Origin of the sequence: Fodinibacter luteus, assembly GCF_039541575.1 — a bacterium.
In the GTDB taxonomy this organism is placed as follows: Bacteria; Actinomycetota; Actinomycetes; order Actinomycetales; family Dermatophilaceae; genus Fodinibacter; species Fodinibacter luteus.
The window spans coordinates 167,017-188,791 of the sequence record NZ_BAABGM010000013.1; the positions used below are offsets into that span (position 1 = coordinate 167,017).

General features: G+C 72.2%; 21 protein-coding genes and 1 pseudogene. 12 read left to right on the top strand and 10 right to left on the bottom strand.

Annotated features, from left to right (window positions below; translation table 11 throughout):
- Positions 1-39 precede the first annotated feature (39 nt).
- The 4 genes and pseudogenes from ABD899_RS10500 to ABD899_RS10515 all read right to left on the bottom strand — a co-directional run bounded on the left by ABD899_RS10500 (position 40) and on the right by ABD899_RS10515 (position 3,239).
- Complete coding sequence (locus ABD899_RS10500; protein ID WP_345205510.1) at positions 40-2,079, bottom strand: glycogen debranching protein; 2,040 nt, start codon at positions 2,077-2,079, stop codon at positions 40-42.
- 40 nt (positions 2,080-2,119) lie between these two features.
- Positions 2,120-2,548: a hypothetical protein gene (locus tag ABD899_RS10505; protein WP_345205513.1), complete on the bottom strand. Its 429-nt coding sequence runs from the start codon at positions 2,546-2,548 to the stop codon at positions 2,120-2,122.
- A pseudogene (locus tag ABD899_RS10510) lies at positions 2,545-2,748 on the bottom strand (ribbon-helix-helix protein, CopG family); the annotation flags it as partial. The pseudogene ABD899_RS10510 and the gene ABD899_RS10505, both read right to left, overlap by 4 nt.
- A 185-nt stretch (positions 2,749-2,933) precedes the next feature.
- On the bottom strand, positions 2,934-3,239 hold the full coding sequence (locus ABD899_RS10515) for a hypothetical protein (RefSeq protein WP_345205515.1): 306 nt from the start codon (positions 3,237-3,239) through the stop codon (positions 2,934-2,936).
- A gap of 334 nt (positions 3,240-3,573) precedes the next feature.
- Here ABD899_RS10515 and ABD899_RS10520 point away from each other — a divergent pair, with 334 nt between their 5' ends.
- From ABD899_RS10520 to ABD899_RS10530, 3 genes are all read left to right on the top strand, one after another.
- The gene (locus ABD899_RS10520) at positions 3,574-3,909 is read left to right on the top strand and encodes a hypothetical protein (RefSeq protein WP_345205518.1); all 336 of its coding nucleotides are present in this window, start codon (positions 3,574-3,576) and stop codon (positions 3,907-3,909) included.
- Between the two features lie 432 nt (positions 3,910-4,341).
- Positions 4,342-5,019, top strand: a complete 678-nt coding sequence (locus ABD899_RS10525) for a HEAT repeat domain-containing protein (protein ID WP_345205520.1) — start codon at positions 4,342-4,344, stop codon at positions 5,017-5,019.
- Entirely contained in the window at positions 5,013-6,056 is a 1,044-nt protein-coding gene (locus tag ABD899_RS10530; RefSeq protein WP_345205523.1) for a HEAT repeat domain-containing protein, read from the top strand. The genes ABD899_RS10525 and ABD899_RS10530 overlap by 7 nt, the downstream gene beginning before the upstream one ends.
- A 124-nt stretch (positions 6,057-6,180) precedes the next feature.
- On the opposite strand, the gene ABD899_RS10535 is transcribed toward ABD899_RS10530, so the two are convergent.
- Entirely contained in the window at positions 6,181-6,453 is a 273-nt protein-coding gene (locus ABD899_RS10535) for a DUF6582 domain-containing protein (RefSeq protein WP_345205526.1), read from the bottom strand.
- 467 nt (positions 6,454-6,920) lie between these two features.
- On the opposite strand from ABD899_RS10535, the gene ABD899_RS10540 reads away from it, so the two are divergent.
- Positions 6,921-7,271 carry a hypothetical protein gene (locus tag ABD899_RS10540; RefSeq protein ID WP_345205529.1) on the top strand — a complete coding sequence of 117 codons (351 nt, stop codon included), beginning with the start codon at positions 6,921-6,923 and terminating at the stop codon, positions 7,269-7,271.
- A 59-nt stretch (positions 7,272-7,330) separates the two neighbouring features.
- Here the strand turns inward: ABD899_RS10540 and ABD899_RS10545 are convergent, their stop codons facing one another.
- Positions 7,331-9,670, bottom strand: coding sequence for a M28 family peptidase (locus ABD899_RS10545; RefSeq protein ID WP_345205531.1), 2,340 nt, complete (start codon positions 9,668-9,670; stop codon positions 7,331-7,333).
- 443 nt (positions 9,671-10,113) lie between these two features.
- Between ABD899_RS10545 and ABD899_RS10550 the strand changes: the two genes are divergently transcribed.
- The 6 genes from ABD899_RS10550 to ABD899_RS10575 all read left to right on the top strand — a co-directional run bounded on the left by ABD899_RS10550 (position 10,114) and on the right by ABD899_RS10575 (position 16,991).
- Entirely contained in the window at positions 10,114-10,665 is a 552-nt protein-coding gene (locus ABD899_RS10550; RefSeq protein ID WP_345205534.1) for a hypothetical protein, read from the top strand.
- Positions 10,662-11,402, top strand: a complete 741-nt coding sequence (locus tag ABD899_RS10555; RefSeq protein ID WP_345205536.1) for a hypothetical protein — start codon at positions 10,662-10,664, stop codon at positions 11,400-11,402. Before ABD899_RS10550 ends, ABD899_RS10555 begins: the two co-directional genes overlap by 4 nt.
- A gap of 132 nt (positions 11,403-11,534) precedes the next feature.
- On the top strand, positions 11,535-13,136 hold the full coding sequence (locus ABD899_RS10560; RefSeq protein WP_345205538.1) for a M28 family peptidase: 1,602 nt from the start codon (positions 11,535-11,537) through the stop codon (positions 13,134-13,136).
- 188 nt (positions 13,137-13,324) lie between these two features.
- The gene (locus ABD899_RS10565) at positions 13,325-15,637 is read left to right on the top strand and encodes a PASTA domain-containing protein (RefSeq protein ID WP_345205541.1); all 2,313 of its coding nucleotides are present in this window, start codon (positions 13,325-13,327) and stop codon (positions 15,635-15,637) included.
- 57 nt (positions 15,638-15,694) lie between these two features.
- The gene (locus ABD899_RS10570; protein WP_345205544.1) at positions 15,695-16,108 is read left to right on the top strand and encodes a hypothetical protein; all 414 of its coding nucleotides are present in this window, start codon (positions 15,695-15,697) and stop codon (positions 16,106-16,108) included.
- A gap of 61 nt (positions 16,109-16,169) precedes the next feature.
- The gene (locus ABD899_RS10575; protein ID WP_345205546.1) at positions 16,170-16,991 is read left to right on the top strand and encodes a hypothetical protein; all 822 of its coding nucleotides are present in this window, start codon (positions 16,170-16,172) and stop codon (positions 16,989-16,991) included.
- 44 nt (positions 16,992-17,035) lie between these two features.
- Here ABD899_RS10575 and ABD899_RS10580 read toward each other — a convergent pair whose 3' ends face one another.
- Positions 17,036-17,587 carry a hypothetical protein gene (locus ABD899_RS10580; protein WP_345205548.1) on the bottom strand — a complete coding sequence of 184 codons (552 nt, stop codon included), beginning with the start codon at positions 17,585-17,587 and terminating at the stop codon, positions 17,036-17,038.
- Positions 17,588-17,920: 333 nt separating this feature from the next.
- Between ABD899_RS10580 and ABD899_RS10585 the strand changes: the two genes are divergently transcribed.
- Both ABD899_RS10585 and ABD899_RS10590 read left to right on the top strand, forming a co-directional pair.
- Positions 17,921-18,367, top strand: a complete 447-nt coding sequence (locus ABD899_RS10585) for an Hsp20/alpha crystallin family protein (protein WP_345205551.1) — start codon at positions 17,921-17,923, stop codon at positions 18,365-18,367.
- A 168-nt stretch (positions 18,368-18,535) separates the two neighbouring features.
- Positions 18,536-19,165: a class II aldolase/adducin family protein gene (locus ABD899_RS10590; RefSeq protein WP_345205553.1), complete on the top strand. Its 630-nt coding sequence runs from the start codon at positions 18,536-18,538 to the stop codon at positions 19,163-19,165.
- Here ABD899_RS10590 and ABD899_RS10595 read toward each other — a convergent pair.
- From ABD899_RS10595 to mtnA, 3 genes are all read right to left on the bottom strand, one after another.
- Positions 19,155-19,925, bottom strand: coding sequence for a hypothetical protein (locus tag ABD899_RS10595; RefSeq protein WP_345205555.1), 771 nt, complete (start codon positions 19,923-19,925; stop codon positions 19,155-19,157). The genes ABD899_RS10590 and ABD899_RS10595 overlap by 11 nt on opposite strands.
- Positions 19,922-20,596, bottom strand: a complete 675-nt coding sequence (locus ABD899_RS10600) for a SatD family protein (RefSeq protein WP_345205557.1) — start codon at positions 20,594-20,596, stop codon at positions 19,922-19,924. The genes ABD899_RS10595 and ABD899_RS10600 overlap by 4 nt, the downstream gene beginning before the upstream one ends.
- Before the next feature lie 95 nt (positions 20,597-20,691).
- Positions 20,692-21,732, bottom strand: a complete 1,041-nt coding sequence (gene mtnA / locus ABD899_RS10605) for an S-methyl-5-thioribose-1-phosphate isomerase (RefSeq protein WP_345205559.1) — start codon at positions 21,730-21,732, stop codon at positions 20,692-20,694.
- Positions 21,733-21,775 lie beyond the last annotated feature (43 nt).

The following is a 21,775-nucleotide window of genomic DNA, read 5'->3' on the forward strand; positions in this document are numbered from 1 at the left end:
GGCATCCGTCCGCGCTCGGGACGTCCTGGCCTTTGCCGTTCAGGCCGGTCGGCCGCTAAGCACTACGACGGACCGGGCCTGCACTGCCAGCGCACCGTGGGGGACTGTGGGGGCGGCGGTGGATGGGTCCGGTGGTCGGCTCGAACTGGTGTCGGCCAGGACCCGCCAGGACCCCGGGACCTGGATGGTGAACTCCAGCGGCGCCGAGTACGCGTTGACCATCACGTACAGGTCGTCCTCGTCGTAGGTCGCCCCGGACAGGTGCCAGGCGATGGTGTGTGACGTTGCCGACAGGTCGGGCGCACCGGTGGTGCCGAACCACTGCACGTCCTCGCGCCAGAACCGGCTCCGGGCGATGCTGCGCCGGGACTTGCGCAGCGCGATCATGCCCTTGACGAACTCGAACAGGTCGCGGTGCGTTTCGAGGCGGTCCCAGTCGAGCCAGGTCGTCTCGTTGTCCTGGTTGTACGGGTTGTTGTTTCCGCGCTGGGTGTTGGCGAACTCGTCACCGGCCACGATCATCGGGGCGCCGTTGCTCAGCATCATCAGCGCGAAGAAGTTCCTCATCTGCTGCACGCGCAGCGCCAGAACCTCATCCGGCACTGATTCGTCGCCCTCCCACCCGCTGTTCCAGCTGCGGTTGTCGCTGGCGCCGTCGTTTCCGCCGTGGCCGTTGGCCTCGTTGTGCCGCTCGTTGTAGGACACCAGGTCGTACAGGCAGAACCCGTCGTGGGCGGTGACGAAGTTGATGCTCTGGTAGGGCCGGTAGACGTCGCCCGGCCCGTCGGGGAACAGGTCAGCGCTGCCATAGACCCGGGTCATCAACGCCGGAACGAGGCCGTCGTCGCCCTTGACGAAGCCCCGGACGTCGTCGCGGAAGCGGCCGTTCCACTGCCGCCACATGATGCCGGGGAAGGAGCGGCCGAGCAGGTAGGCGCCCATGTCCCAGGCCTCTGCCACCACCTTGACGTCCTGTTGGGCGGCAAGCACACCGATCTCGCTGATCAGCGGTGGGGTGTCAGTCGGGTCGAATGCTCCGTCGGCGTCCCGGGCCAGGATGGACGCCAGGTCGAACCGGAACCCGTCGACGCCCAGCTCGGCCCAGTGCCGCAGGCTGCGCAGCACCAGCGCCCGCATGGCAATGTCGGCCCCTTGGGTGGTGTTGCCGCACCCGGAGTGGTCCACGTACGAGCCGTCCTCGGCGACGATGTAGTAGGAGTCGTTGTCGATTCCGCGCAGGTTGTACGTCGGCCCGCAGGGGTCGCCTTCACAGGTGTGGTTGTAGACCACGTCCAGCCACACCTCGATGCCGGCGGCGTGCATCGCGGTGACCATGTCACGGAACTCGGTCACCGGGTCGTCGACGGCGTAGAGGTGGTGCGGGGCGAAGAAGCTCATCGTCATGTACCCCCAGTAGTTGCCCTCCTGGGGGTCGAACTGCTGCACCGGAAGCAGCTCGAGGACGGTGATCCCGAGCTCGGTGAGATACGGGATCTTCTCGACCAAGGCGCTGAAGGTGCCCCGGCGGTCGGCCGCCACACCGCTGTTCTCACGAGCCGTGAACCCCTTGACGTGGGCTTCATAGATGACCGTGTCGTGCGTGTGTCGTGGCGCTGCTGTCGGTGCCGGCTCCTGGCCCGAGGTGGCGTGGGGCAGGCAGCCGAGCACGGTCATCCCGTCGTTGGGCCCGTCGCCGCGCGCCGCCTCGCGCGAGAACGTGTCGGGGAAGTGCAGCCGGTGCGCGTAGGGATCACAGAGCACCTTGGCGGGCACGAAGTGGTTGCGCCCTGCGGAAGGGCCATCGACCTTGTAGGCGTAGTACGCCGCACCGGGAACGCGGGCGGCGCTGACCATGCAGTGCCAGATCCGGCCGGTCTTGTGCACCAGAGGATCGTGCGCGACCTGCAGGATCGGCGTGGCCACATCATCGGCACCGTAGATCAGGAGCGTCACGCTGCTCGCGGCCCGCGAGTACAGCGCAAAGTTCCATGCCTGCTCCGAGTCCACCCAGGTCGCCCCAAGCGGGGCGGGGGCGCCCTCCTCGCGCTCCCATGCCTCGATCGTGCTCAGGCTACCCATCCGCGAAGTCATCCCGGTCCCCGATCGAAGTGGAAGATATCTAGACCGCCAGGTCAGCGGGCGCCGGCAGGAATGCCCCGACATCGAAGCCGATCATGACACGGACCACACAAAGACCAGCGCGAGCCGGGCTGCGGGACCGCCTCCATGCAAGACGGCCAACCGACCGCACCTGCGTCTCTGCCGCGAAACGGGCGGGCGATCGAGCAGCTTGGCCTTGACTCTCACGGCAGCAGGTCCAGGTACTTCTTGCGCGGGCCGGCATCGCGTGGATGATCACCTGATCGCCGCTGTCGAAGACGAGCACGACGGTCTCGAGTAGCCGCGCCCGGGTGTCGATGCGTAGGCGCAGTTCACGCTCAGGGTTCTCCTCCTCGGTGAGCGGCTCGATCTGCAGCGCCCGCTCGGCGGCCCGGACGGCATCCTCCGCGCCTACCCCGTGTCTGAGGGCGCTGGGGTGGACCTTCACGCGGCGAAGCTCGCCAGTGCTGCCCGGATCGCTTCGGATCGGCTCATCTCGTGCTTGGAGGCCGCAGCATCGAGGGCTTCCAGCTCCTCAGCGGTCAGCCGGACCGCGACCACCTGCATCGGCTCGGCGCCACGTCCGGGTCGGCCCCGGCCGCGACGCTTGAGGGCCTCGACGTCGTAGCCGGCCCCGGCCTCGTCGGCCCCCGCATGGCTGCTCGTCGCTCACCACCAGACACATCGTGTGACGAAAGTGGGTTCGAGGGGAAGGGCCCTGACATCACGCGAGTAGCCCTCATCGCCGCGTGCCGCGTAGCTTCATGCCATGGGAGCCCGACTGATCGCGGCGCCAGAGTTCGGCAGGTGCGTTGGGCGCGGTCAACGGCATCTCACGCCGGTGGCGCGGTGTGCTTCTGGGCGATGTATCGCTCCATGCCGGCGTAACCGTCGCGCATCAGGCCTGAGTGGCCTGCGCCGATGTCGACCAGCCGCGCCATGATCCCCATGACCAGGCCGTGGGTCTGCGGCTGCCGGTCATTGCGGATGCGGGTGCGACCCTCGGCAACCCGCTCGGTGGTCAAGACCGCGTGGCCGCGGAAGGCGCCGTCGAAGTACTCCGTGACGACTCGACCGGGCTCGCGCTGGGTGACCCGTGTGACGAACCTGGCGGCACCCGGCCCCGTCTGCGCGTCCATGGGTGGCCACCCGGTAGTCCGTGACCGTGCCGATGTGGTGAGGCGAGCGGCCATCACGGGTTCGCATCCGCACCTTCGGGCCCCACCAGTGGCTGCGTCCGGCGGCCTCGTCGGCAAACGCCTCCTCGATCTGCCCCGGAGTCGCTTGGATGACTGCTTCATCGACGATGTGGAACGTCACCATGGCGATCCCCCGTTCGTGAGATCTCTGCAGTCCTCCGTACACCCGTGGTGAGGGGGCGGCGTGGCGGTGTGGCGAACGAGACGAAAGCCCTCCACCGCAGCAGGTGCCGGGCTCGACCGGTTGCCACGACCTCGGTCCTACGCTGGGTGGATGCTCGACCTGGACGCCATCGACGTCGAGGAGATCGCCACCGCGCTGGCAGATCAGACCGACTACGAGCATCGATGGTTGATCGACCCGAGAACGGGCGAGCTTGTCTTGTGGACCAGCGACCTGGGCGTCGATGGCGAGAACCCGGTCGAGCTCGACGAGCTGGACCTGATCCTGATCGACCCTCTCCCGCCCTACGTCTGGTACCAGGACATGGTCGACTTCGCCGAGGGCATCAGCGACCGCGGCGCCGGCGAGCAACGAGGCCGCTGTCTGGAGGGCAAGGGCGCGTTCCGGCGCTTCAAGAGCACGCTCTACCAGGGCACCCCGAGCTGATCTCGGCCTGGCACGCCCTGCGGGACGCCAGGGCACGAATCCGCGCCGTGCAGTGGCTGGCGGACGAAGGACTGATCACCGAAGACGCCGCCCAACAGTTCCAGCGAGAGCAGCACGAGCCCGCCCTGCCGTGAAGCCGAGCACCGCGGAGTCGACTACAACTGCGTGGTTTCGCCCTGTGCCCTATCGCCGCCAACGGGCGTGGCGTCCGTGATTCGGTGGCTGGCTCGCGGGCAGGGTGCCGCGCGGCTGGGCAGTGGCGAAGCTCGCGCATCAGGTCATGACCACCAAGGATGCTTTCCGAAGCCGGTGGCGGGACGCTCGTGCTTGGCCGGACAGGCTGTGCCCCCCTGAGCGATGGCGCGTGGACCTGTAAGCGCTTGACGTTGTCACGGTGTCAAGGTCTTTGATGGATGCAGGAGGTGGTCCCAGATGACCCAGGAGAACGCCCGGAGGATGCGCCAGGTGACCGCGGCGCTCGCGTCTTCACGCACCGAGGTTCGGCTCGCGGCGGCCCTGAGTGCCGGCTCGAACCCAGAGCTGGAGCTCGTCGACGTGCTGGTGGCGCGGTGCGCGGTCGAGTCGGACTTCTTCGTTCGCGACATGCTCACCTGGGCGTTGACCCAGCATGACCACAACGCCGTGGTGGACCGGCTGCTGCCCGAGCTCACCTCACCGGTGGCCCGGGCTCGGGGCCAGGCACTGCACACGCTCGCCAAGATCGGCGACCCGAGGGCGTGGGCCGCGATCGGCCCGCAGCTGCTCATCGACGCCGACGACGAGGTGGCGCGAACCGCCTGGCGCACCGCCGCCGGCCTCGTTCCGCACGGTGCCGAACAACGGCTCGCCGAGCTGCTGGGCACGCAGCTCGGGCGTGGGCCGCGAGATGTCCGACTGAGCCTGAGCCAGGCACTGATGATGCTGGGCGAGGCGGCAGTACCAGTCGTGGAGGCGGCGTGCGACGCGTCCGATGAGGCCGTGCGGGCGCACGCCATCGCCACCCTGAGGCTCATCGAGGACCCGGACTCGGCGTTCGAGCTGGCGGTCGAGGAGGCGAAGCGGGTTCGTACGCTGCGGGGGGCGCCCTTGGTCGGGACCGACGCATGCTGATCGGCGAGGTGGCGCAGCGGTCCGGGATCAGCTCCCGGATGCTGCGCCACTACGACCGGACCGGCGTGGTCTCTCCGAGCGGCCGCACCCCGGGGGGCTACCGGGACTACACCGACGAGGAGCTCCGCCGGCTGTTCTACGCCGAGGCTCTGCGCTCACTGGGCCTGACCCTCAAGGAAGTCGCGGCGGCCCTGGACACCCCGGACTTCGTTCCGGTCACCCTCGTGGAGCAGCTGATCGACCGGACCCGCGAACGGATCCGGCAACACCAGCAGCTCCTGCGGACGCTCGAGCGGGTCCACGGCAGCGACCCCGCGGACTGGGCGGACGTCCTGCACACGATGGGGCTGCTGCGTGGGCTGGAAGCGACCAGCCCGTCGGCCCGCCACCGGTTCGCGCTCTCGCTGTCCGACCCACTGGGGCGTGACGTGCCGTTGGTGGTCGAGGCGGCCCTCAGCGAGCCGGATCCGGCTGTGGCCGGATCACTGCGCTGGGCGCTTGCCCGAGCCGGAGATGCCGCGGTGCCGCTCCTGCGGGAAGCGCTCGACTGCGCGGACGCCGACCGCCGCCGTCGCGCGGTCGAGGCACTCGAGAAGGTCAACACCGCCACCTCGAGAGCCGCGCTCGCACAGGCCCTCCCCCACCACGACCCGTTGGTGAACCGCCGCGCCGCCCTCGCCGCCGGCGCTGACGGCGACCCAGCATCGATCCCAGTACTGACCGGCCTCATCGTCGAGGGCCACGACGACGGCGACGCCGCGGGCACCCTCGGCGCGCTCGCCGAACGGCACGGGCTTGCCCTGGAGGTCGATCGCGCCATCGCACGGGCACTGGCCGACGGCAGACCTGAGCAGCGACTACGACTGACCAGCGCCCTCGCCGACATCCCCGGCCCGATGGCCGTGCAGCGGCTCCGCGAGCTGACCTCGGATCCCGACCGGCGCGTCGCGTCGGCCGCCCGCTTCGCCCTCGAGGAGACCAAGAGCCGCACACTGCCCGACCGTGAGGCTCCAGCCCGGCGTCCGCGCCCCCGATGACCGGGCGGCGACAGGGTGGGACGGACCAGGTTTCGGATCGCACACGGCAGCCGACTCTACGTGCGTCTCAACGCCGACTGGCGACCTCGGATCGCGACATGTCCGGACGTTCGTGCACCTTGCTTCACGTGCTGCTGCGCTTGGGATCCGGGGGTGGCGGATCGCCACCTGCTGAACGCTGTCGGCCGTGGCCGACAAAGAAGGTCGGATCGATGCAACTCCTCGCCCCGACGTCGGCGGACGAGCAATCGGCCTCCGACCCGTGCTGGGCCACCCTGGCCAAGGCGTTCCGCGCGTGATCGATATCAGGAATCGGGTACTTCTCCTGCTCCGGCAAGGCGAACGACGACTTCTTCAGCTTCTTGCGGTTGGCGGCGTTACTGAGATCCTTCGCCATCCCAGGCCTCCTTCGGTGAGCTTGTGGTTTGGTTGTACCCGCACAGCGCTTCGCCAAGCTCGCGGTAGCACCACTCGTGCCGACCGCGTCGTTTCGCCGTCTGCCGACCCCTCGGTCTGCGTCAGGCGCCCTGTCGCGTGCCCGTCGCGTCCCTCACCCAGCGATCGACCCAAGGAGCTGCGGCAGGTCGGCCGACGGCGGGTCTCGCCATACGCACGGGGACGGCGTACGGTCAGTGGCTTCAAGGGAGGTCGAGGCCGATGGATCCCCGAGACGACGCTCCCGTGCTGCCGGTCCAGCACCAAGTGCACCGACCGCTCCCCTCGACGTTCCCTGTGCCCGAGCTCGCCGCGGACTCCTCCTCGAGTGGGCGGCACACCCGACGCGGCCGCGAGGCCATCGGTGAGCTGCCTGAGGAGCTTGCGCTCCCGCCGGTTGCTCACTGGTCCGAGGACCATCGCCGGTTGATGACCGACTCCTTCCTCACCTCTGCGGCATGGGCTCCGGACGAGGGAGCGACCCTGACGCTGCGCTGGCCGCCACAGGCTCACCTCGACGACCCGGGCGACATCACCGAATGCACCGTGTACTGGTGCCGGGAGCACGCGAGTGCCTTCGACCCCGTCTGCCTGGACTGCGAAGGACCCCTGGCCCGCGTTCCCGAGGTCACGCCCGCGGTGTGGCGGTGGGTCGTGCGGGTCGAGACCTGGCTCCCGACCGGGACGGGCTCCGGTTCGGTGCTGGACACCGTCCAGGACGTCCACGTCATGACGACCACCATGGACCCGAGGCACGTCGACTACCGGCGAGACACCTGACCGCCGCTCATCGGCTCAACCGGCCCGCCGGGAAGGCGAGATGGACCACGGGGGCGCGCTCAGGGAGTGCCGGGGCCGGGCAGCCGGGCGACCGTCGTGACGAGGACGGCGTCGGAGAGCTCGTGGACCCCGGTGGTGAGGCTCGCCGGGCGCGGCCGGAGGTCGACGGCCGGCGAGCCGTCGAGGCCCAGGGTGTAGCACGCCAGGGCCAGCTCGACGTCGGCCCCCGCCGGCACGGTGAGCGTCATGGGGATGCCGGCCTGCGGGCCGAAGGCGACGACTCGCACCGAGCTGGGTGCCCCGGTCGTGGCCGCGGGCACGTCCTTGCCGTTCACCGCGACGGACTGGATGCCGGCGCCGCTGCGGGCATCGATGGTCAGCGCGTAGCTTCCCGGCGGAGCGGTGACCTGCACGGCGAGCTCACGCCCCTGGGCTGTGGCGGCGTCCGAGGTGACGGACACCCGCGGCGTCCCGAGCCGGCCCGCCGGGATCTCGGGTGCTGGTGCCGCGCTGGCCGGCTCGGTCTCACCGGCCTGGTGGAAGGGGGACGCCTCGAACCGCGTCTCGGTCCACTCGCTCGAGGCGACCTGCCCGGTGTAGGTGTCGAGCTCGACCGGAAGGGCCACCCAGCGCGCGGTCCCGGTGTCGGCATCCGCGTGGTAGACGAGCAGGTCCGGCCGCGGCCCGGTGCTCACCGCGCTCAGCGCGGCACCTGCGGCCACGAGGACCACGGCCACGACGCCTGCCGCGGCAGCGGGTCGCCAACCGACCCCGCGGCCAGCCACCAGCGCCAGCGGGAGGACGACGGTGAGGGCCAACACGACCCACAGCATCGGCAACGGCGTGGCCACCGGCAGCATGAGCTCGAAGCGTGCGGCCAGCAGGAAGTACAGGGCGACGAGGGGGCTGATGAGCAGCACGGCCGGGGCGGCGGCGAGGGTCACCGTCGCCAGCGTCACCCGCGGAGACCGTTCGCGGGCGGCGAGCACGGCGAAGCCGGCGATGGCGGCCAGGAGGGGCCAGGTGGCGGCGTACGCGGCATCCGGCAGCACGGCGGCCAGGAGCAGGGCCACGAGGCTCCACCCGACGAGCGCACCGGCCACGACCTCGAGCGCCGTGGCCCGGGGCGTCAGCGGCCACAGGACGAGCAGCACCCCGGCCGCTCCGGCGGCCACGGCTGCCAGGAGGTACGGCGTCCGTTCGTAGACACCGCCGTTGATGGCATCGGACAGTCGTGGGTCGACGGCCTGCGCGGCAAGCCACAAGCCGGTGGCGGCAAGGATGCCGGCCAGCCCAGCGACGCCGAGGACGAGCCACGACAGGAGCACCCGAGGCAGCGACACGCGACCACGGCGCACCGCCAGCCCGATGACGACGACCGTCCCGACCGCCCCCAGGACGGCCAGGGGCAACGACCACGTCGACGGGTAGGCAGCGGTCACACCCCTGACGACCGTGAACGCCACGAGGTTCGGCTCCTCGACGGACCCGAGGTCCGCCTCAGCGAGCTGCCGTGCCAGCCCGACGACGGTGGCGCCGTACTCGGCCAGCGTGCCCTCGTGCATGCCCCCGGCGGTGTCGGTGCCGGCATGGTAGGCGGGCAGACCACCCACGACGACCAGCTCGAGACCGGCAGGAACGACGTCCTGGTAGCGACCCAGGTCGGCACCCTGTCCGGTGGCGTTCAGCGGTGCGTCGAAGGCGGAGTAGACGACGGGTGACGGGACGGCGTCGAGGTACTGGCGCAGGGCCCAGCCGTTGTCCGGGCTCGTGAGGGCAGGGGTGACCCGGCCGGCGTTGCCGACCCCCTCGGTGTTGACGGCGACCTGCACGTCCCCCATCCACGTGGCGGACTCGACGAGCGCCAGCGAGCCGAGCATCTCGTGCTCCTCGCCGTCGACGAAGGCGGCGATGACGTCGTGGCGCGGTGGAGGGCTCGACGCGAGGGCTCGCATGGCCGCCAGGACGCTGACGACGCCGGCGCCGTTGTCGCCCGCCCCAGCGGCGGCGGGGACGGAGTCGTAGTGGGCCGCGAGCAGCACGGCCTGGTCGGCGTCCGGGCCCGTTCCCTCGATGCGGGCGACGACGTTGCGCACCGTGCCCGTCCAGACCGAGTTCGGCGGGTCCGGCGCCATCGTGACGAGCTGCTCGTCCACCATGGGGTCCAGGCCGATGGCGGTCAGCTCCTGAACCAGATAGGCCTCGACGTCCGCCTGCTCGGCGGTGCCCATCGGGTGCGGCACCGCGGCCACGACCGCGAGGTCGGCACGGGCGCGGTCCATGGAGAACCCCGCGACGGCATCCTCGGCGGGCGCGGCCGGGGACAGCAACGGCGAGACCCCCGCGAAGGCGGTCACCGCCAGCGCGGCTGCGGCGACCAGGGCACCGGCCAGCCTCACCCTGCGAGGGGTGGGGTGCGCCGGATCCGGCCTGTGCGGCGTCGTCGCGGCCGACGTCGGGTCGAGGGTGCATGTCATCCCGGCACCACCCGTCGCTGTGGAGGGTCGCGACGGGCGGAGTGGCCCGGCGTGCGAAGCGTTCGACGACGTGTTGGACATGGGAGCGACCTTCTCGGCCCACAGGGCCACGGTGGTGTGCCGGGCCCACGGACCGGAGTGTCGACGCGCAGCGCACCCGGCGCCAACGACGCTACGCCGGTGTGCGGCGGCGGCGCCCCGATCGTGGTCGACGCCACCGTGGCAGGCGGCTCGTGAGGCCAGCCACATCCGTGGGCCCAGCCGGTGCCACGAGCGGGACAATCGTCCTCAGGCCGTCCCCGGCTGCCCCGTGGCCGGACGTCGACGGGATCGACGGCGTGGGCGGCCGGGTGGAAGGCAACGCCATGGAGAAGGTCATGTGGCTGCTCCTGGGCGCGACCGTGGTCGTCGCGTCCGTGGGCGCTCACCGCAGCCCGAGGGCCAGGCTCGTGGCCCGGGTCGCCCTGGGGGTGCTGTTCCTCGTCTTCGGGGCGATGGTCAACGTGGTCTACCTGGCCACCGACTGGGACTCCTTCGCCGAGTTCGGGCAGATGTCGCAGTTCGCGTTCGTGCGCGACACCTGGGCCACCCTCGTCGTCCCGAACACGGGGGTGTTCATCGGCGCCCTCATCGTGGGCGAGGCCACGGCCGGCATCCTCGTGCTGTCCGGCGGCCGGAGGATGCGGGCCGGTCTCGTGATGTTGCTGGCATTCCACGTCGGCCTGCTGTTCTTCGGCTGGTGGCTGTGGCTGTACGCGGTGCCGATGCTCGTCGCGCTCACCCTGCTCCTGCGAGCGGAGCGGGCGCACCGGCACGACGCCCCTGGGCTGCGCGACGCGGCCCACCGCCGCCCGACCACCGGGCGCGCGGCGGTCGCCGGGTCCGACCCCCACCTCACCGGCGTGAGGGCCCGATGACCTCGCCCGGCGGTGCGGCCGGGACACGCACCGACCCCACCGGGACACCCCACCCGGACCCGACGTGGGGGCCGCTGTACCGGGCGGGAGCCTGGTCCGCGCTGCTGTTCGTCCTGCTCGTCCTCGTGCCCGTGGTCCTCGTCGTGGTCGCACCCCTGCCACCGACCCGGGGGGCCGCCCTGCTCGAGTACATCGCCCAGCACCGGGTCGTGTACCTCACCGAGCTGGTCTCCTTCGTCGGGTTGGCGGTCCCGGCCATGGTCGTGTTCGCCGCGGTCGCGGTGGCCCTCAAGGGCGTCGACCAGAGCATCGCGGCCATCGGTGGCCTGTTCGGCGTCGCCTCGGAGGTCATCGCCCTCGCGCTGGGCAGCAGCCCCCAGTCCCTCCACGGCGGCCTCGTCGTGCTGAGCAACGCCTACCGGGCAGCCGACGCCACTGACCGGCCAGCCCTGGCCTCAGCGGCGGAGGCGCTCATCGCCGCCACCAACGCGGTCTCGTGGGCGGGGATCCTGACCGCGGCCGCGATCCTGCTCCTGTCCCTGCCCATGCGCCGCGCGTCCTTCTTCGGACCGGTGCTGTCCACCCTCGGCGTGCTCGCGGGTGCCGCCGGGATCGTCAGCGAGGCGCTGCGCCCGGTCATCGGTTCGGGCTACATGCTCTACGGGCTGCTGCTGCCGATCTGGTTCGCCATCGTCGGCTGGAAGCTGCTCCACGTGTCGACCGCCCGGGCGTCGTAGGCCTCGCTCCTCTCCTGTCTCCTCCCCGGGGCGGGCTCGGGTCGATCCGTGGCTCTTCCCAGGCGGCAGCGGCGGGTCTAGTCTGCGACGATCCGGCCACACCCCGGCGCCGGAGTGAACCGGGAGACAGTTGTGGGCACCAGATCCGTCACGACCGCCGCTGCCGCCGCCACGCTCACCGCCGCCCTCGTCGCCACTGCCGGTCCGCAGGCCACCGCGGCACCGAACCCGAACTCGGTCACGAAGCTCACGAACGCCGTGACCCTCGACGGGGTCATGAGGCACCTCGAGGCCTTCCAGGACATCGCCGACGCCAACGGCGGCAGCCGGGCCGCCGGCCAGTCGGGGTACGAGGAGTCGGTCGCCTACGTCGTCGAGCAGCTCGACGCCGCCGGCTACGACCCTGTCGTCCAGGACTTCGAGTTCGACTACGTCGAGGAGAGCTCGGAGCTCGCACGGACCAGCCCGCTCCCGCGCACGTTCGTCGAGGGCACCGACTTCCTGCGCAACACCTTCGACCCGGGCGCCCCCGAGGGAACGGCCACCGGCGCCCTCAGGCCCGTCGACCTGGTCCTCAACCCGTCGCTGCCCGCGAACTCCTCGACGAGCGGCTGCGAGGCTGCCGACTTCGCCGGGTTCCCCACCGGCGGGATCGCCCTGCTCCAGCGCGGAACGTGCGGCTTCGCGGTCAAGGCCCTCAACGCCCAGGCCGCAGGCGCCGCGGGCGCCGTCATCATGAACGAGGGCCAGCCCGGCCGCACCGGCCTGCTCAACATGATCGGTGACGCCACCGGCCTGACGATCCCGGTCGTCTTCGCGACCTACGACGCCGGCGCCGACCTGGCGAGCACGCCCGGTGCCACCGTGCGCGTCACGGTCGACTTCACGGCCGAGCAGCGCACGGCATCCAACGTCCTCGCCGAGACGCGCGTGGGCAACGACGCCAACACGGTCATGGCCGGCGCCCACCTCGACAGCGTCCAGGAGGGCGCCGGGATCAACGACAACGGCTCCGGCAGCGCGGCCCTGCTCGAGACGGCGATCCAGATGGCCAAGGTCAAGCCGAACAACACGGTCCGCTTCGCCTGGTGGGGCGCCGAGGAGTCGGGGCTGCTCGGCTCGGAGCACTACGTCGGCCAGCTGTCCGAGGCGGACCGGGGCCGGATCGCCCTCTACCTCAACTTCGACATGGTCGCCTCGCCCAACTACATGTTCGGGGTCTACGACGGCGACAACTCCGGTGGCACCGCGCCTGCGGGGTTCATCCCCGAGGGCTCGGCCGAGATCGAGGACGTCTTCGAGGACTTCTACGCGTCGCGCGGGCTGCCGTGGCAGGACTCCGAGTTCTCCGGGCGGTCCGACTACGGCCCGTTCATCGCGGTCGGCATCCCGGCAGGCGGGTTGTTCACCGGCGCCGAGGGAGTCAAGACGGTCGACGAGGCCGAGCGCTACGGCGGTGTCGCCGACGAGGCGTACGACCCGTGCTACCACGCGTCCTGCGACAACCTCACCGGCAAGGGCCAGGACGAGTCGCTGTACGCCCTCCTCGGTGCCGACCAGCCGCTCGTCGGCAACGTCAACACCGACGCCCTGGACACGAACGCCGACGCCATCGCGACCGCGGTCATCACGTTCGCGTTCGACTCGTCGACGGTCAACGGGGTGCGAGCCCCGGGCCGCTCGCACGGGGCCGGCCGCAGCGCGGACGCCCTCACGGCCGGGGCCGCCCACTGACCCCCTGACCACCACCATCGGGTGCCGGGAGGGTCGGGACGGCCCTCCCCGCAGACGTATCACGAGCCGACGCCCCGTGCGGCCGGGGCCCGCCGGCTCTGTCCCTGACACCCTCGCCGTCGCTACAGTTGACCCACCGAGCCACTCCGAGGATCCGCAGGAACCCCGTCGGACGGAGGTTCAGATGTGTGAGCGTGCGAGCCGTCGCGGGCCGGACCCGCGGTCGCGGTGCCGGGGAGGCCGCTCGCGTGGCCACCGGTGAGGCGACCCCGCCGGTCGCCGACCCGGGCTCGACGACCGAGGTCCACGGACAGGTCAGCGACGTCAGCGGCGGCCAGGTCGCGGTGGGCGGACGGGTCTTCCAGATCGACGCCGCGCAGGGCTCGTACGTCGTCATCAACGCCGACTCCGACGTCGAGGTGGTCCGGCGTCCACCGCCCGTCCTGCGCCCGCCCCCGGCCTTCCCCGGGCTCGTCGCGCGCACGGCGGAGCTCCGACGGGTCCGGACCGCACTCGCCGCCGGCCGGTCGGTGGAGGTGCACGGCCCCGGCGGGATCGGCAAGACCGCCCTGCTGCGCGCGGCATCCAACGCCCCCCTTCCCGAGACGACACCGGACGGCGTCATCGCCATCCCGGCCCGGCTCGGGACGGCGGACACCCTCGCCTACGTCTACGACACCTGCTACGTCGGGTCCCGCCGGGTCGTGCCGCGGCGCGAGGAGCTCACGAGCGCGCTGTGCGACCTGCGCCTCCTCGTCGTCCTCGACGACACGAGCCTCGGCCGGGACGACATCGACGCGCTGCGCGAGGAGCTCCCCTCGTCCCTGCTCCTCCTCGCCGGCACGGAGCAGCGCGTGTTCGACGGGGTCGAGGGCGTCGCGCTCGCAGGCCTCACCACCGACGAGGGTGTCGAGCTCATCGCGGCGGCGGTGGGCCGCGAGCTGAGCGAGCGCGAGCGCGACGTCGGCACCCGGGTCAGCGAGGTGCTGCACGGCACGCCACTCGAGCTCGTGCGGTTCGCCTCCCTCGTGCGAGCCGACGACGGCGACCTGGTCTCGGTGGCCCGCGGCTTCGGCGTCGACGCGCAGCCCGAGGACCTGCTCGTCGCCGTGCTGCGCTCGGTGTCCGTCCAGGAGGATGCCGTGCTCGCCGCCCTCGCAGCCTTCGACGCACCGGTCGGTGCCGGGCCGGTCGCCGCCTTCTCCGGGCACGCGGATGCCGGTTCGACCCTCCACGAGCTCAGCCGGCGCGGCATCGTGCAGGGCGACGACCTGCAGGGGTGGCGGGCCCGCGACCACATGGCGGCCTCCCCGGAGGAGCGCCGGCGCGCCGCGGTCGTCCTCACCGCGTGGGTGCGCGAGCGAGCGGTCCCGGAGGAGGTCGCGGGCGAGATCCCCACGATCGCCAGCGCGCTGCGGCAGGCCGACCGGGACCGTCGGTGGGAGGATGCCGTGGCGCTCGCCGCCGCGGCACAGCAGCCCCTCGCGCTCGCCGGACGGTGGTCGGCCTGGCGGGACACCCTGGAGGCCGGGCGTTCAGCCGCCGACGCCCTGGGGGACACGGCGAGCCGGCGCTTCTTCGACCACGAGCTCGCCGTCGTCGACGACGCCATGACGACGGTCATCCCCGTGGTCGACCGGTCGACACGCACCCCTCCGGCCCCGCCTCCGGAGCCACCGAGTCCCCCGCTTCCGGAGCCGGTCCCTCCCGAACCCCTTCCGCCGGAGCCGGTCCCGATCCGGTGGGGACGGGTGCTCGGTGCGGCGGCCGCCCTGCTCGTCGTCATCGGCCTCGTCGTGGGAGCCGTCGTGGCCTTCGCCTCGCGCGGCGGGTCGGACGAGGAGACGGCCGCTCCCACGGGCACGGTCGCTCCCACCACGACGCCTCCGACGACCGGCACGGGCACCCCGACCCCGACCCCCGTCGAGGGGGCCCCGAACCTCGTCGCGTTCACCCTGGACCGTGAGAGCGACGAGCTCGTCGTGGGCGAGGAACGCGCGTTCACGGTCCGGGTGCAGAACCGGCCCCTGGACAGCCGTGACATCGGCCCGAGTGAGGGTGGCACCTTGACGGTGGGGTTGTCCGGCGAAGCTGCGGACATCGTGGAAGGCCGGCCGCGCTGCACGACCATCCCCGAGGGGCTCAGCTGTGACCTCGAGGGCGTGCCGGTCAGGAAGACCGCCGACGTGAAGGTCACGCTGCGCGGAGTCTCCGAGGGGTCCGTCGTCCTCGAGTCCTTCGTCCAGGCGACCGGCAGCGCCGGTCGACCCGGTGACCCGCGGACGATCAAGGTCATCAGCGGGCCGTGCACCGTCCCGAACGTCGTCGGGATGACGGTGGATGCCGCCCGCAGCCAGGTGGAGAGGGCAGGGTTCACCGCCCAGCTCGACCCGGTCGAGGACGGTCAGGCATCCGAGCTCGTCATCGACCAGTCCCCCCCGCCCGACGCCGAGCTCGACTGCGGCGGCGCGGTCACCCTGACCTTCTCGACGGTCACCTGAGGTGAGCCGGGCAGAACCCTGATCCCGACACCGCACGACGACGAAGGAGAACAGACCATGGGTGAGGAAGAGGCTCGGACCTCGGTGCGTGGCACCGTGAGCAACGTGAGCGGTGGCCAGGTCGCCATCGGCGGCACCGTCAGCCAGACGAGCACGACCGTGTCGTCGCAGGGGCCGAGCGAGGCCGAGCTCGCGTCGCTGTTCCAGCAGTTCGCGACCTTGCGGGGGGAGGTCCTCGCCGACCCCGACACCCCGGACGCGGCGGCCGAGAAGCTCGACGAGCTCGAGGCGGCGATCACCGCCGAGAAGCCCGAGCTGTCGACGATGGAGTACGTGCGCGACTGGTTCGTCAAGTACGCACCGAAGTTCGCGGGCGCCGTGACGGCCCTCGTCGTCAACCCGGTCGTCGGCGCCCTCGTCGGCGCGGCCGGCGAGACACTGGCGACGGAGTTCAAGCGCCGGTTCGGCTGACCGGGGCCGCCTCGCGCGGTGGCACCCCGAAACCGTCCCCGCGGGCGCCTAGCCTTCCCCCATGGGGAGTGACCCACGACGCCTCGACGGGCTGCGCCAGGACGAGCGGTTCGCCGCCGTCCTGCTCGAGCGTGCGACCGGCGGCGCCGCCCGCGCCCACGACATCGGCATCCGCCAGGGCGCCCACGACCTCGACCTCGTCCTGCCCGGGGGTCGAACCGCGGCCGTCGAGGTCACGACCCACGCGGGAACGCAGGCCCGCCGCAGCTCCGCGCTGCTCGGGCGCGAGCGCTACACGTGGCCCAACCCGGGACGGTGGTGGTGGACGGCCGAGGTGGTCGGATCGGAGCTCGCGAGGGTGCGCGCGGCCTACGAGCGCACGATCACGCTGTGCGAGGCCCACGACGTCACGTCACCGTCTGCGCTCCCGGCCGAGGTGCTCGAGAGCGACCCCGAGCTCGGCTGGCTCGCACACGAGTCCGCCTCGAGGCTGCACGGCCACCCCGCCGCGTTCGAGCACGACGGGCGCCGACCACGCGGCATCACGGTGACCTCGAACCACGCTGCGGGACAGATCGATGCAGATCTCTCACTCCTGCCGCGGGCGGTGTCCGACCTGCTCACGGTGGCCCACGTGGCACGCCGAGCCACCAAGGTGGTCGCCGCCCGCGGGGTCGACGAACGGCACCTGTTCATCGGCGTCGGCGAGGGGGGCCTGCCGGATGCCGTGTACCTGCCCCTCACGGGGCCCGTCGAGTCACTGCCCGACGCAGACCCGGACGTGCCCGAGGGACTGGGCACGGTGTGGCTGACGACCGCGTGGCGAGGGTCGCCCCTCGTCGGCTGGCACCGCGGCCGCGGCTGGCGGGCCTACCCGACGTGACGCCGGGGGTGTCCGTCGCCGCGGGATGGTGGTTGCCGAGCCCGTCAGAACCCGCCGAAGTCACCACCCCCGAAGTCGCCGCCACCGCCCCAGTCGCCGCCGCCGCCCCAGCCGCCGTCACCACCGGCCCAGTCCCCCCCGGCGTCTCCGCCCGAGGAGTCCGCGTAGCCGGCATCGGCCCCGACGTCGCCACCGGTGTCGCCGCCGACGTCGCCACCCGTGTCGCCCGCCTCCTGCGCCTCGGGGCTGTCCGCGTAGCCGCCGAACATCATGTTCGCGATGGCGGAGCCGACGACGACCCCGGCGATCGTGCCCATCATCGACCCCGCGACCATGCCACCCATCCCCGGCCCGCCGAAGGAGCCGCGTGAGAACGTGCCCTGCAGCGTGCCGGGAGAACGCATCTCGGCTCGGGTTGCTGCTCGGGCCAGGTCGGCCGGCTCGCTCGACGATCCGGCCTCTCCCGGTGCCGCGGCGGACAGCTCGCGCAGCAGCTGTTGGCGTTGCTCCGGGGTCAGGCGTGCGAAGGCCTCGGCGTGCAGGGCCTCGAGCTGCTCGGGCGGCGCGGTGCGCAGGAGGTAGCGGTAGCGCGCCACGGCCCGCTCGTCCTCGCTCGACCCAGGAGGCGGTGGGGCGGATCCACGCGCTGGGGCCGACCCGTGGGTCCACGCGGATCCGGACTGGCGTTGCTGCTCGGTCGGGGTGCGCCCCAGCAACCGGTCGAGAAAGCCCATCTGTCGTCTCCTCGCTCCGCGGCCCCTCGTCGGAAGCCGTCACCCCACCAACGGTGCCAGCAGCCGACCCGGTTCCGGGGCGGGCGACCCCGACGTTCTCGGAGTTGGCATTGAGTCGGGAACAAGGGGTAAAGTTGAGCCGTTCCCACTCATGTACATCAGGGCACCTGCCCCCGCACCACGGAGGAACACACCATGGCCACCACCTTCGACCCCTTCCGCGACATCGACCGCATGCTCTCCGGCGCCCTGCGCACCCCGGCGTCGGCCGCCATGCCGATGGACCTCTACCGGACGGGCGACCACTTCGTCGCCGCGATCGACCTGCCGGGCGTCGACCCGTCGACGATCGACGTCGATGTCGAGGACCGCACCCTCACCATCCGCGCCGAGCGGCGTGAGCAGCCCGACGGCGACGTCCAGTGGCTCTCGCACGAGCGCCTGTCGGGCACCTTCGCCCGGCAGCTCACCCTGGGCTACGGCGTCGCGTCCGACCGCATCTCGGCCGACTACTCCGACGGTGTCCTCACTCTGACCATCCCGGTCGCCGAGGAGGCCAAGCCGCGCAAGATCTCGGTGAGCCACACCTCTGGTCACCAGACCATCGAGAGCGAGGCGCACGGGGAGTCCGCCGCCTCCTGACACCTCCCGGTCCACTGACGGCGCCCGCACCCGCGGGCGCCGTCGGCGTGTCCGGACCGACGTGAGCCCCTCGAGACTCCGGACCGCCCTGAGGCGTCGGTGTCTCCGTAGCGGCGTGAGCGTCGGGACGCCGGCCCTCGCGGGTCGGGCTTGCGCGAGAATCGGGCCATGACGAGCGAGCGCGAAACCCTCATCGACGAGCTGCTGGACGCCGGCCGCCACGTCGTCGCCCGCGGCCTCGTGCAGGCCAGCGGGGGCAACCTGTCGGTGCGGCTGCCGGGGACCGACCGGTTCCTCGTCACCGGGTCCGGCACCTGGCTGGACCGGCTCACCCCCGGCGACCTCGCCGAGCTGACCCTCGACGGGGAGCACGTCGGCGGCGCGGCCCGGGCGTCGGTGGAGTGGAAGCTGCACCAGCGCACGTACGCCGTGCGTCCGGACGTCAACGCCGTCGTCCACCTGCACCCGCAGCACGTCCTGCTCGTCGACATGCTCGGCGTCGCGATCCGGTTCACGACGCTGGACCACCAGTTCTACCTCGGCAGCGCGGGTCGGGTGCCGTTCCTCCCGGCGGGCTCGCAGGAGATCGCGGATGCCGCCGCGCAGGCCGCGAGCGACCACGACGCGGTCGTGCTCGCGCACCACGGCTGCTCGGCACTCGGCGACACCGTGTCGATGGCCCTGCGACGGGCGCTCAACCTCGAGGAGGCGGCGGCGATGACGTACCGGCTGCTCCTCGCGGGGGACCGCACCTCGGACTTCCCGGCGCAGTGGAAGGACAGCATCGTCAGCGCGTGAGGGCGAGGCTGGTGAGCGCGATCAGCCAGGACACGAACGACCCGACGAGGAAGTACTCGGTGACGGCGTCGATGCCCACTCCGTCGACGCTCGAGCGGTCGTCGCGCTTGGCCTGCAGCTCGGGGAAGCGGATGAGCCCCTTCGCGGCGATGACGAGACCGGCGGCGGTGAGCTGGCCGGCGAGCCCGAGCCCCAGGATGAGCACGCGCTCCATCGGGCCGAGGAGGCGTCCCCCGCGCAGCTGGTCGGACGGCTGCGGGCCGGTGTCGGCCTCGAGCGGTCGGACCGGCCGCATGGCGCCGACCGCGAGCAGCACGAGACGCACGACGAGGTTCGCGGTCGTGAGGTTGACGAGGAGTAGCCCGAGGACGAGGAGGACCGCGCCGGGGTCGGTCGCCTCGTCGAGCAGCGGCGGGTCGGCCCAGGCCAGCCAGCGGGCGAGGACTCCCCCGGCGGGCGTCGCCCACCCGGAGAGCCCGACGAGCCACGTGCCGCCGAGGGCCAGCGCCGCGAGGGCCGGCCCGTGGCCCGTGCCGGTCACGAGGGCCTGGGCGGAGAACCGCACCCACAGCCCGAGCGCGACGAGCGAGGTGGCGAGCACGACGACGTCCACGGGTGCGGTGAGCCCGGCGAGCACCGCCGGCACCGCCACGCCAGCGGTCCCCGCGACCACCGGCCAACGGCCACGGGAGTACCCCGACGCCGCCCGGGTGAGGTCGGCGACACCGACCCCGACGAGCCACACCGCGAGCCACGTCACGCGAGCCCCCGGAGCAGTGCCTGGGCGGCGAGCACCGCACCGATGCCGTCGGCGCGCACGCGCTGGGACACGGCCGAGGCGCTGATGCCTTCGCGAGCGGCCAGCTCACCCTGGGTCGTGTGCGGTTCCATGAGCCCCCTCAGCAGCCGGATCGAGCGTTCCGACATCGAGCCAACCAGATGGTCCCGACACAGCAGGGCGGCGTTGATGGCGTCCTCGGACGAGGCGCCTGCCGCGGAGGCGCCTCCGGCGTCGGGCGCGACCCGGTAGGTGGTACGCAGGTGGCGGGTCGCCGGGCGGTCTGCGGCCTCCTCGGCGGCCTCGATCGCATCGCGGGCGGCCCACCAGCCCGGCCCGTCCTCGATCCCGCGCTCGGCGTCGAGGGTCGTCACCGGCCCGCGGCCGACGCCGATGCGGGTGTCGACCTCCGGCAAGAGCGCCAGTCGCACCCGCAGGGCGGCCTCGAGCGCGTCGCCGAGGCTGGCGTACGACGCCTGGAACTCGTCCCCGACGGTGACCCGCAGCCCGGCGATCGCCGGGACCGCGGCATCGACGCCGGCGAGCCCGTCCTCGAGCGCCCGGTGCAGGGCGTGCCGGTCCGCAGACCCCCGGGAGCCGACGACGTCCCCGATGAGGACACATTGTGAAGCCTTGTTCTTCACTCGAGCCATATGAAGATCATACCTTCATACTGAGCTGATGAAGGAATGGCCTTCCGAGTGCTGGACGATCGGCCCACGTTGAGCCGGCCTGGCGCCCGGTGAGGTCAGGAGAGGGAATTCAGGTCGATCCCACGGCGCGGCTCGGCCACACCGCGCTCGGTCGCGACGGCATCGACGAGCCGTGCCGGGGTGACGTCGAACGCCGGGTTGAACCCCGGCGACACCTCCGGGGCCAGGCGCACCCCGGCGAGCACCGTGACCTCCTCGCCCGAGCGCTCCTCGATCTCGATGCCCGAACCGTCGGCCATCGACAGGTCGACCGTCGACCACGGCGCGGCGACCATGAACGGGATGCCGGCATCGTGGCAGGCGAGCGCCACGCCGAGCGTGCCGATCTTGTTCGCGGCGTCGCCGTTGGCGGCGATCCGGTCGGCCCCGACGACCGCGAGGTCGACGAGGCCGCGCAGGATCGTCGAGGCCGCGGCACCGTCGGCCTGCACCCAATGGGGGATGCCGTCGGCGGCGAGCTCGAACGCCGTGAGCCGCGAGCCCTGGAGCAGCGGGCGGGTCTCGTCGGCGTAGACGAGCTCGAGCCGGTCGCGTGCGTGAAGCTCGCGGATGACCCCGAGCGCGGTCCCCCACGCCGAGGTCGCGAGCGAGCCGGTGTTGCAGTGGGTGAGCACCCGCAGCCGTGCCCGGTCGATTCGGGAGAGCAGCCAGTCGGCGCCGAGGCGCGACAGCTCGCGGTTGGCGGCCTCGTCGTCGGTGGCGACCCGGCGCGCGGCCTCGAGCACGACGTCGCGCCCCTGGGGCACGAGCGCGCGAACCTGGTCCACGCCCCACGCGAGGTTGACCGCGGTCGGTCGCGCGTGGCGGACCCGGTCGATCGCCGCCTGCACCCGCGTGTCGTCCCAGCCCTCGTGAGCCCCCTCGTCCATCGCGAGCACGACGCCGAGCGCCCCCGCCACACCCAGCGCGGGCGCCCCGCGGACGGCGAGCTCGGCGATCGCGACGACGAGGTCGCTCGTCGTGTCGATGCTGCGGTAGGCCGTCGTCCCGGGCAGCTGGGTCTGGTCGAGGAGGCGGACTGCGCCGCGGCCGCCGCGCCCTGCGGTGTCGTCCCACTCGATGGCGATGAGCGTCATGGCCGACACCCTATGCCGCTCCCCCCGGCCCGCCGAGAGAGCG

Bases quoted from the DNA above. Each gene is read 5' to 3' on its own strand.
- ABD899_RS10600 (WP_345205557.1), bottom strand. From the start codon at position 20,596: ATGGCTCGAGTGAAGAACAAGGCTTCACAATGTGTCCTCATCGGGGAC.
- ABD899_RS10575 (WP_345205546.1), top strand. From the start codon at position 16,170: ATGGGGAGTGACCCACGACGCCTCGACGGGCTGCGCCAGGACGAGCGG.
- ABD899_RS10585 (WP_345205551.1), top strand. From the start codon at position 17,921: ATGGCCACCACCTTCGACCCCTTCCGCGACATCGACCGCATGCTCTCC.
- ABD899_RS10550 (WP_345205534.1), top strand. From the start codon at position 10,114: ATGGAGAAGGTCATGTGGCTGCTCCTGGGCGCGACCGTGGTCGTCGCG.
- ABD899_RS10535 (WP_345205526.1), bottom strand. From the start codon at position 6,453: ATGGCGAAGGATCTCAGTAACGCCGCCAACCGCAAGAAGCTGAAGAAG.
- ABD899_RS10555 (WP_345205536.1), top strand. From the start codon at position 10,662: ATGACCTCGCCCGGCGGTGCGGCCGGGACACGCACCGACCCCACCGGG.
- mtnA (WP_345205559.1), bottom strand. From the start codon at position 21,732: ATGACGCTCATCGCCATCGAGTGGGACGACACCGCAGGGCGCGGCGGC.
- ABD899_RS10540 (WP_345205529.1), top strand. From the start codon at position 6,921: ATGACCGACTCCTTCCTCACCTCTGCGGCATGGGCTCCGGACGAGGGA.
- ABD899_RS10520 (WP_345205518.1), top strand. From the start codon at position 3,574: ATGCTCGACCTGGACGCCATCGACGTCGAGGAGATCGCCACCGCGCTG.
- ABD899_RS10525 (WP_345205520.1), top strand. From the start codon at position 4,342: ATGACCCAGGAGAACGCCCGGAGGATGCGCCAGGTGACCGCGGCGCTC.
- ABD899_RS10500 (WP_345205510.1), bottom strand. From the start codon at position 2,079: ATGGGTAGCCTGAGCACGATCGAGGCATGGGAGCGCGAGGAGGGCGCC.
- ABD899_RS10570 (WP_345205544.1), top strand. From the start codon at position 15,695: ATGGGTGAGGAAGAGGCTCGGACCTCGGTGCGTGGCACCGTGAGCAAC.
- ABD899_RS10515 (WP_345205515.1), bottom strand. From the start codon at position 3,239: ATGGACGCGCAGACGGGGCCGGGTGCCGCCAGGTTCGTCACACGGGTC.
- ABD899_RS10530 (WP_345205523.1), top strand. From the start codon at position 5,013: ATGCTGATCGGCGAGGTGGCGCAGCGGTCCGGGATCAGCTCCCGGATG.
- ABD899_RS10590 (WP_345205553.1), top strand. From the start codon at position 18,536: ATGACGAGCGAGCGCGAAACCCTCATCGACGAGCTGCTGGACGCCGGC.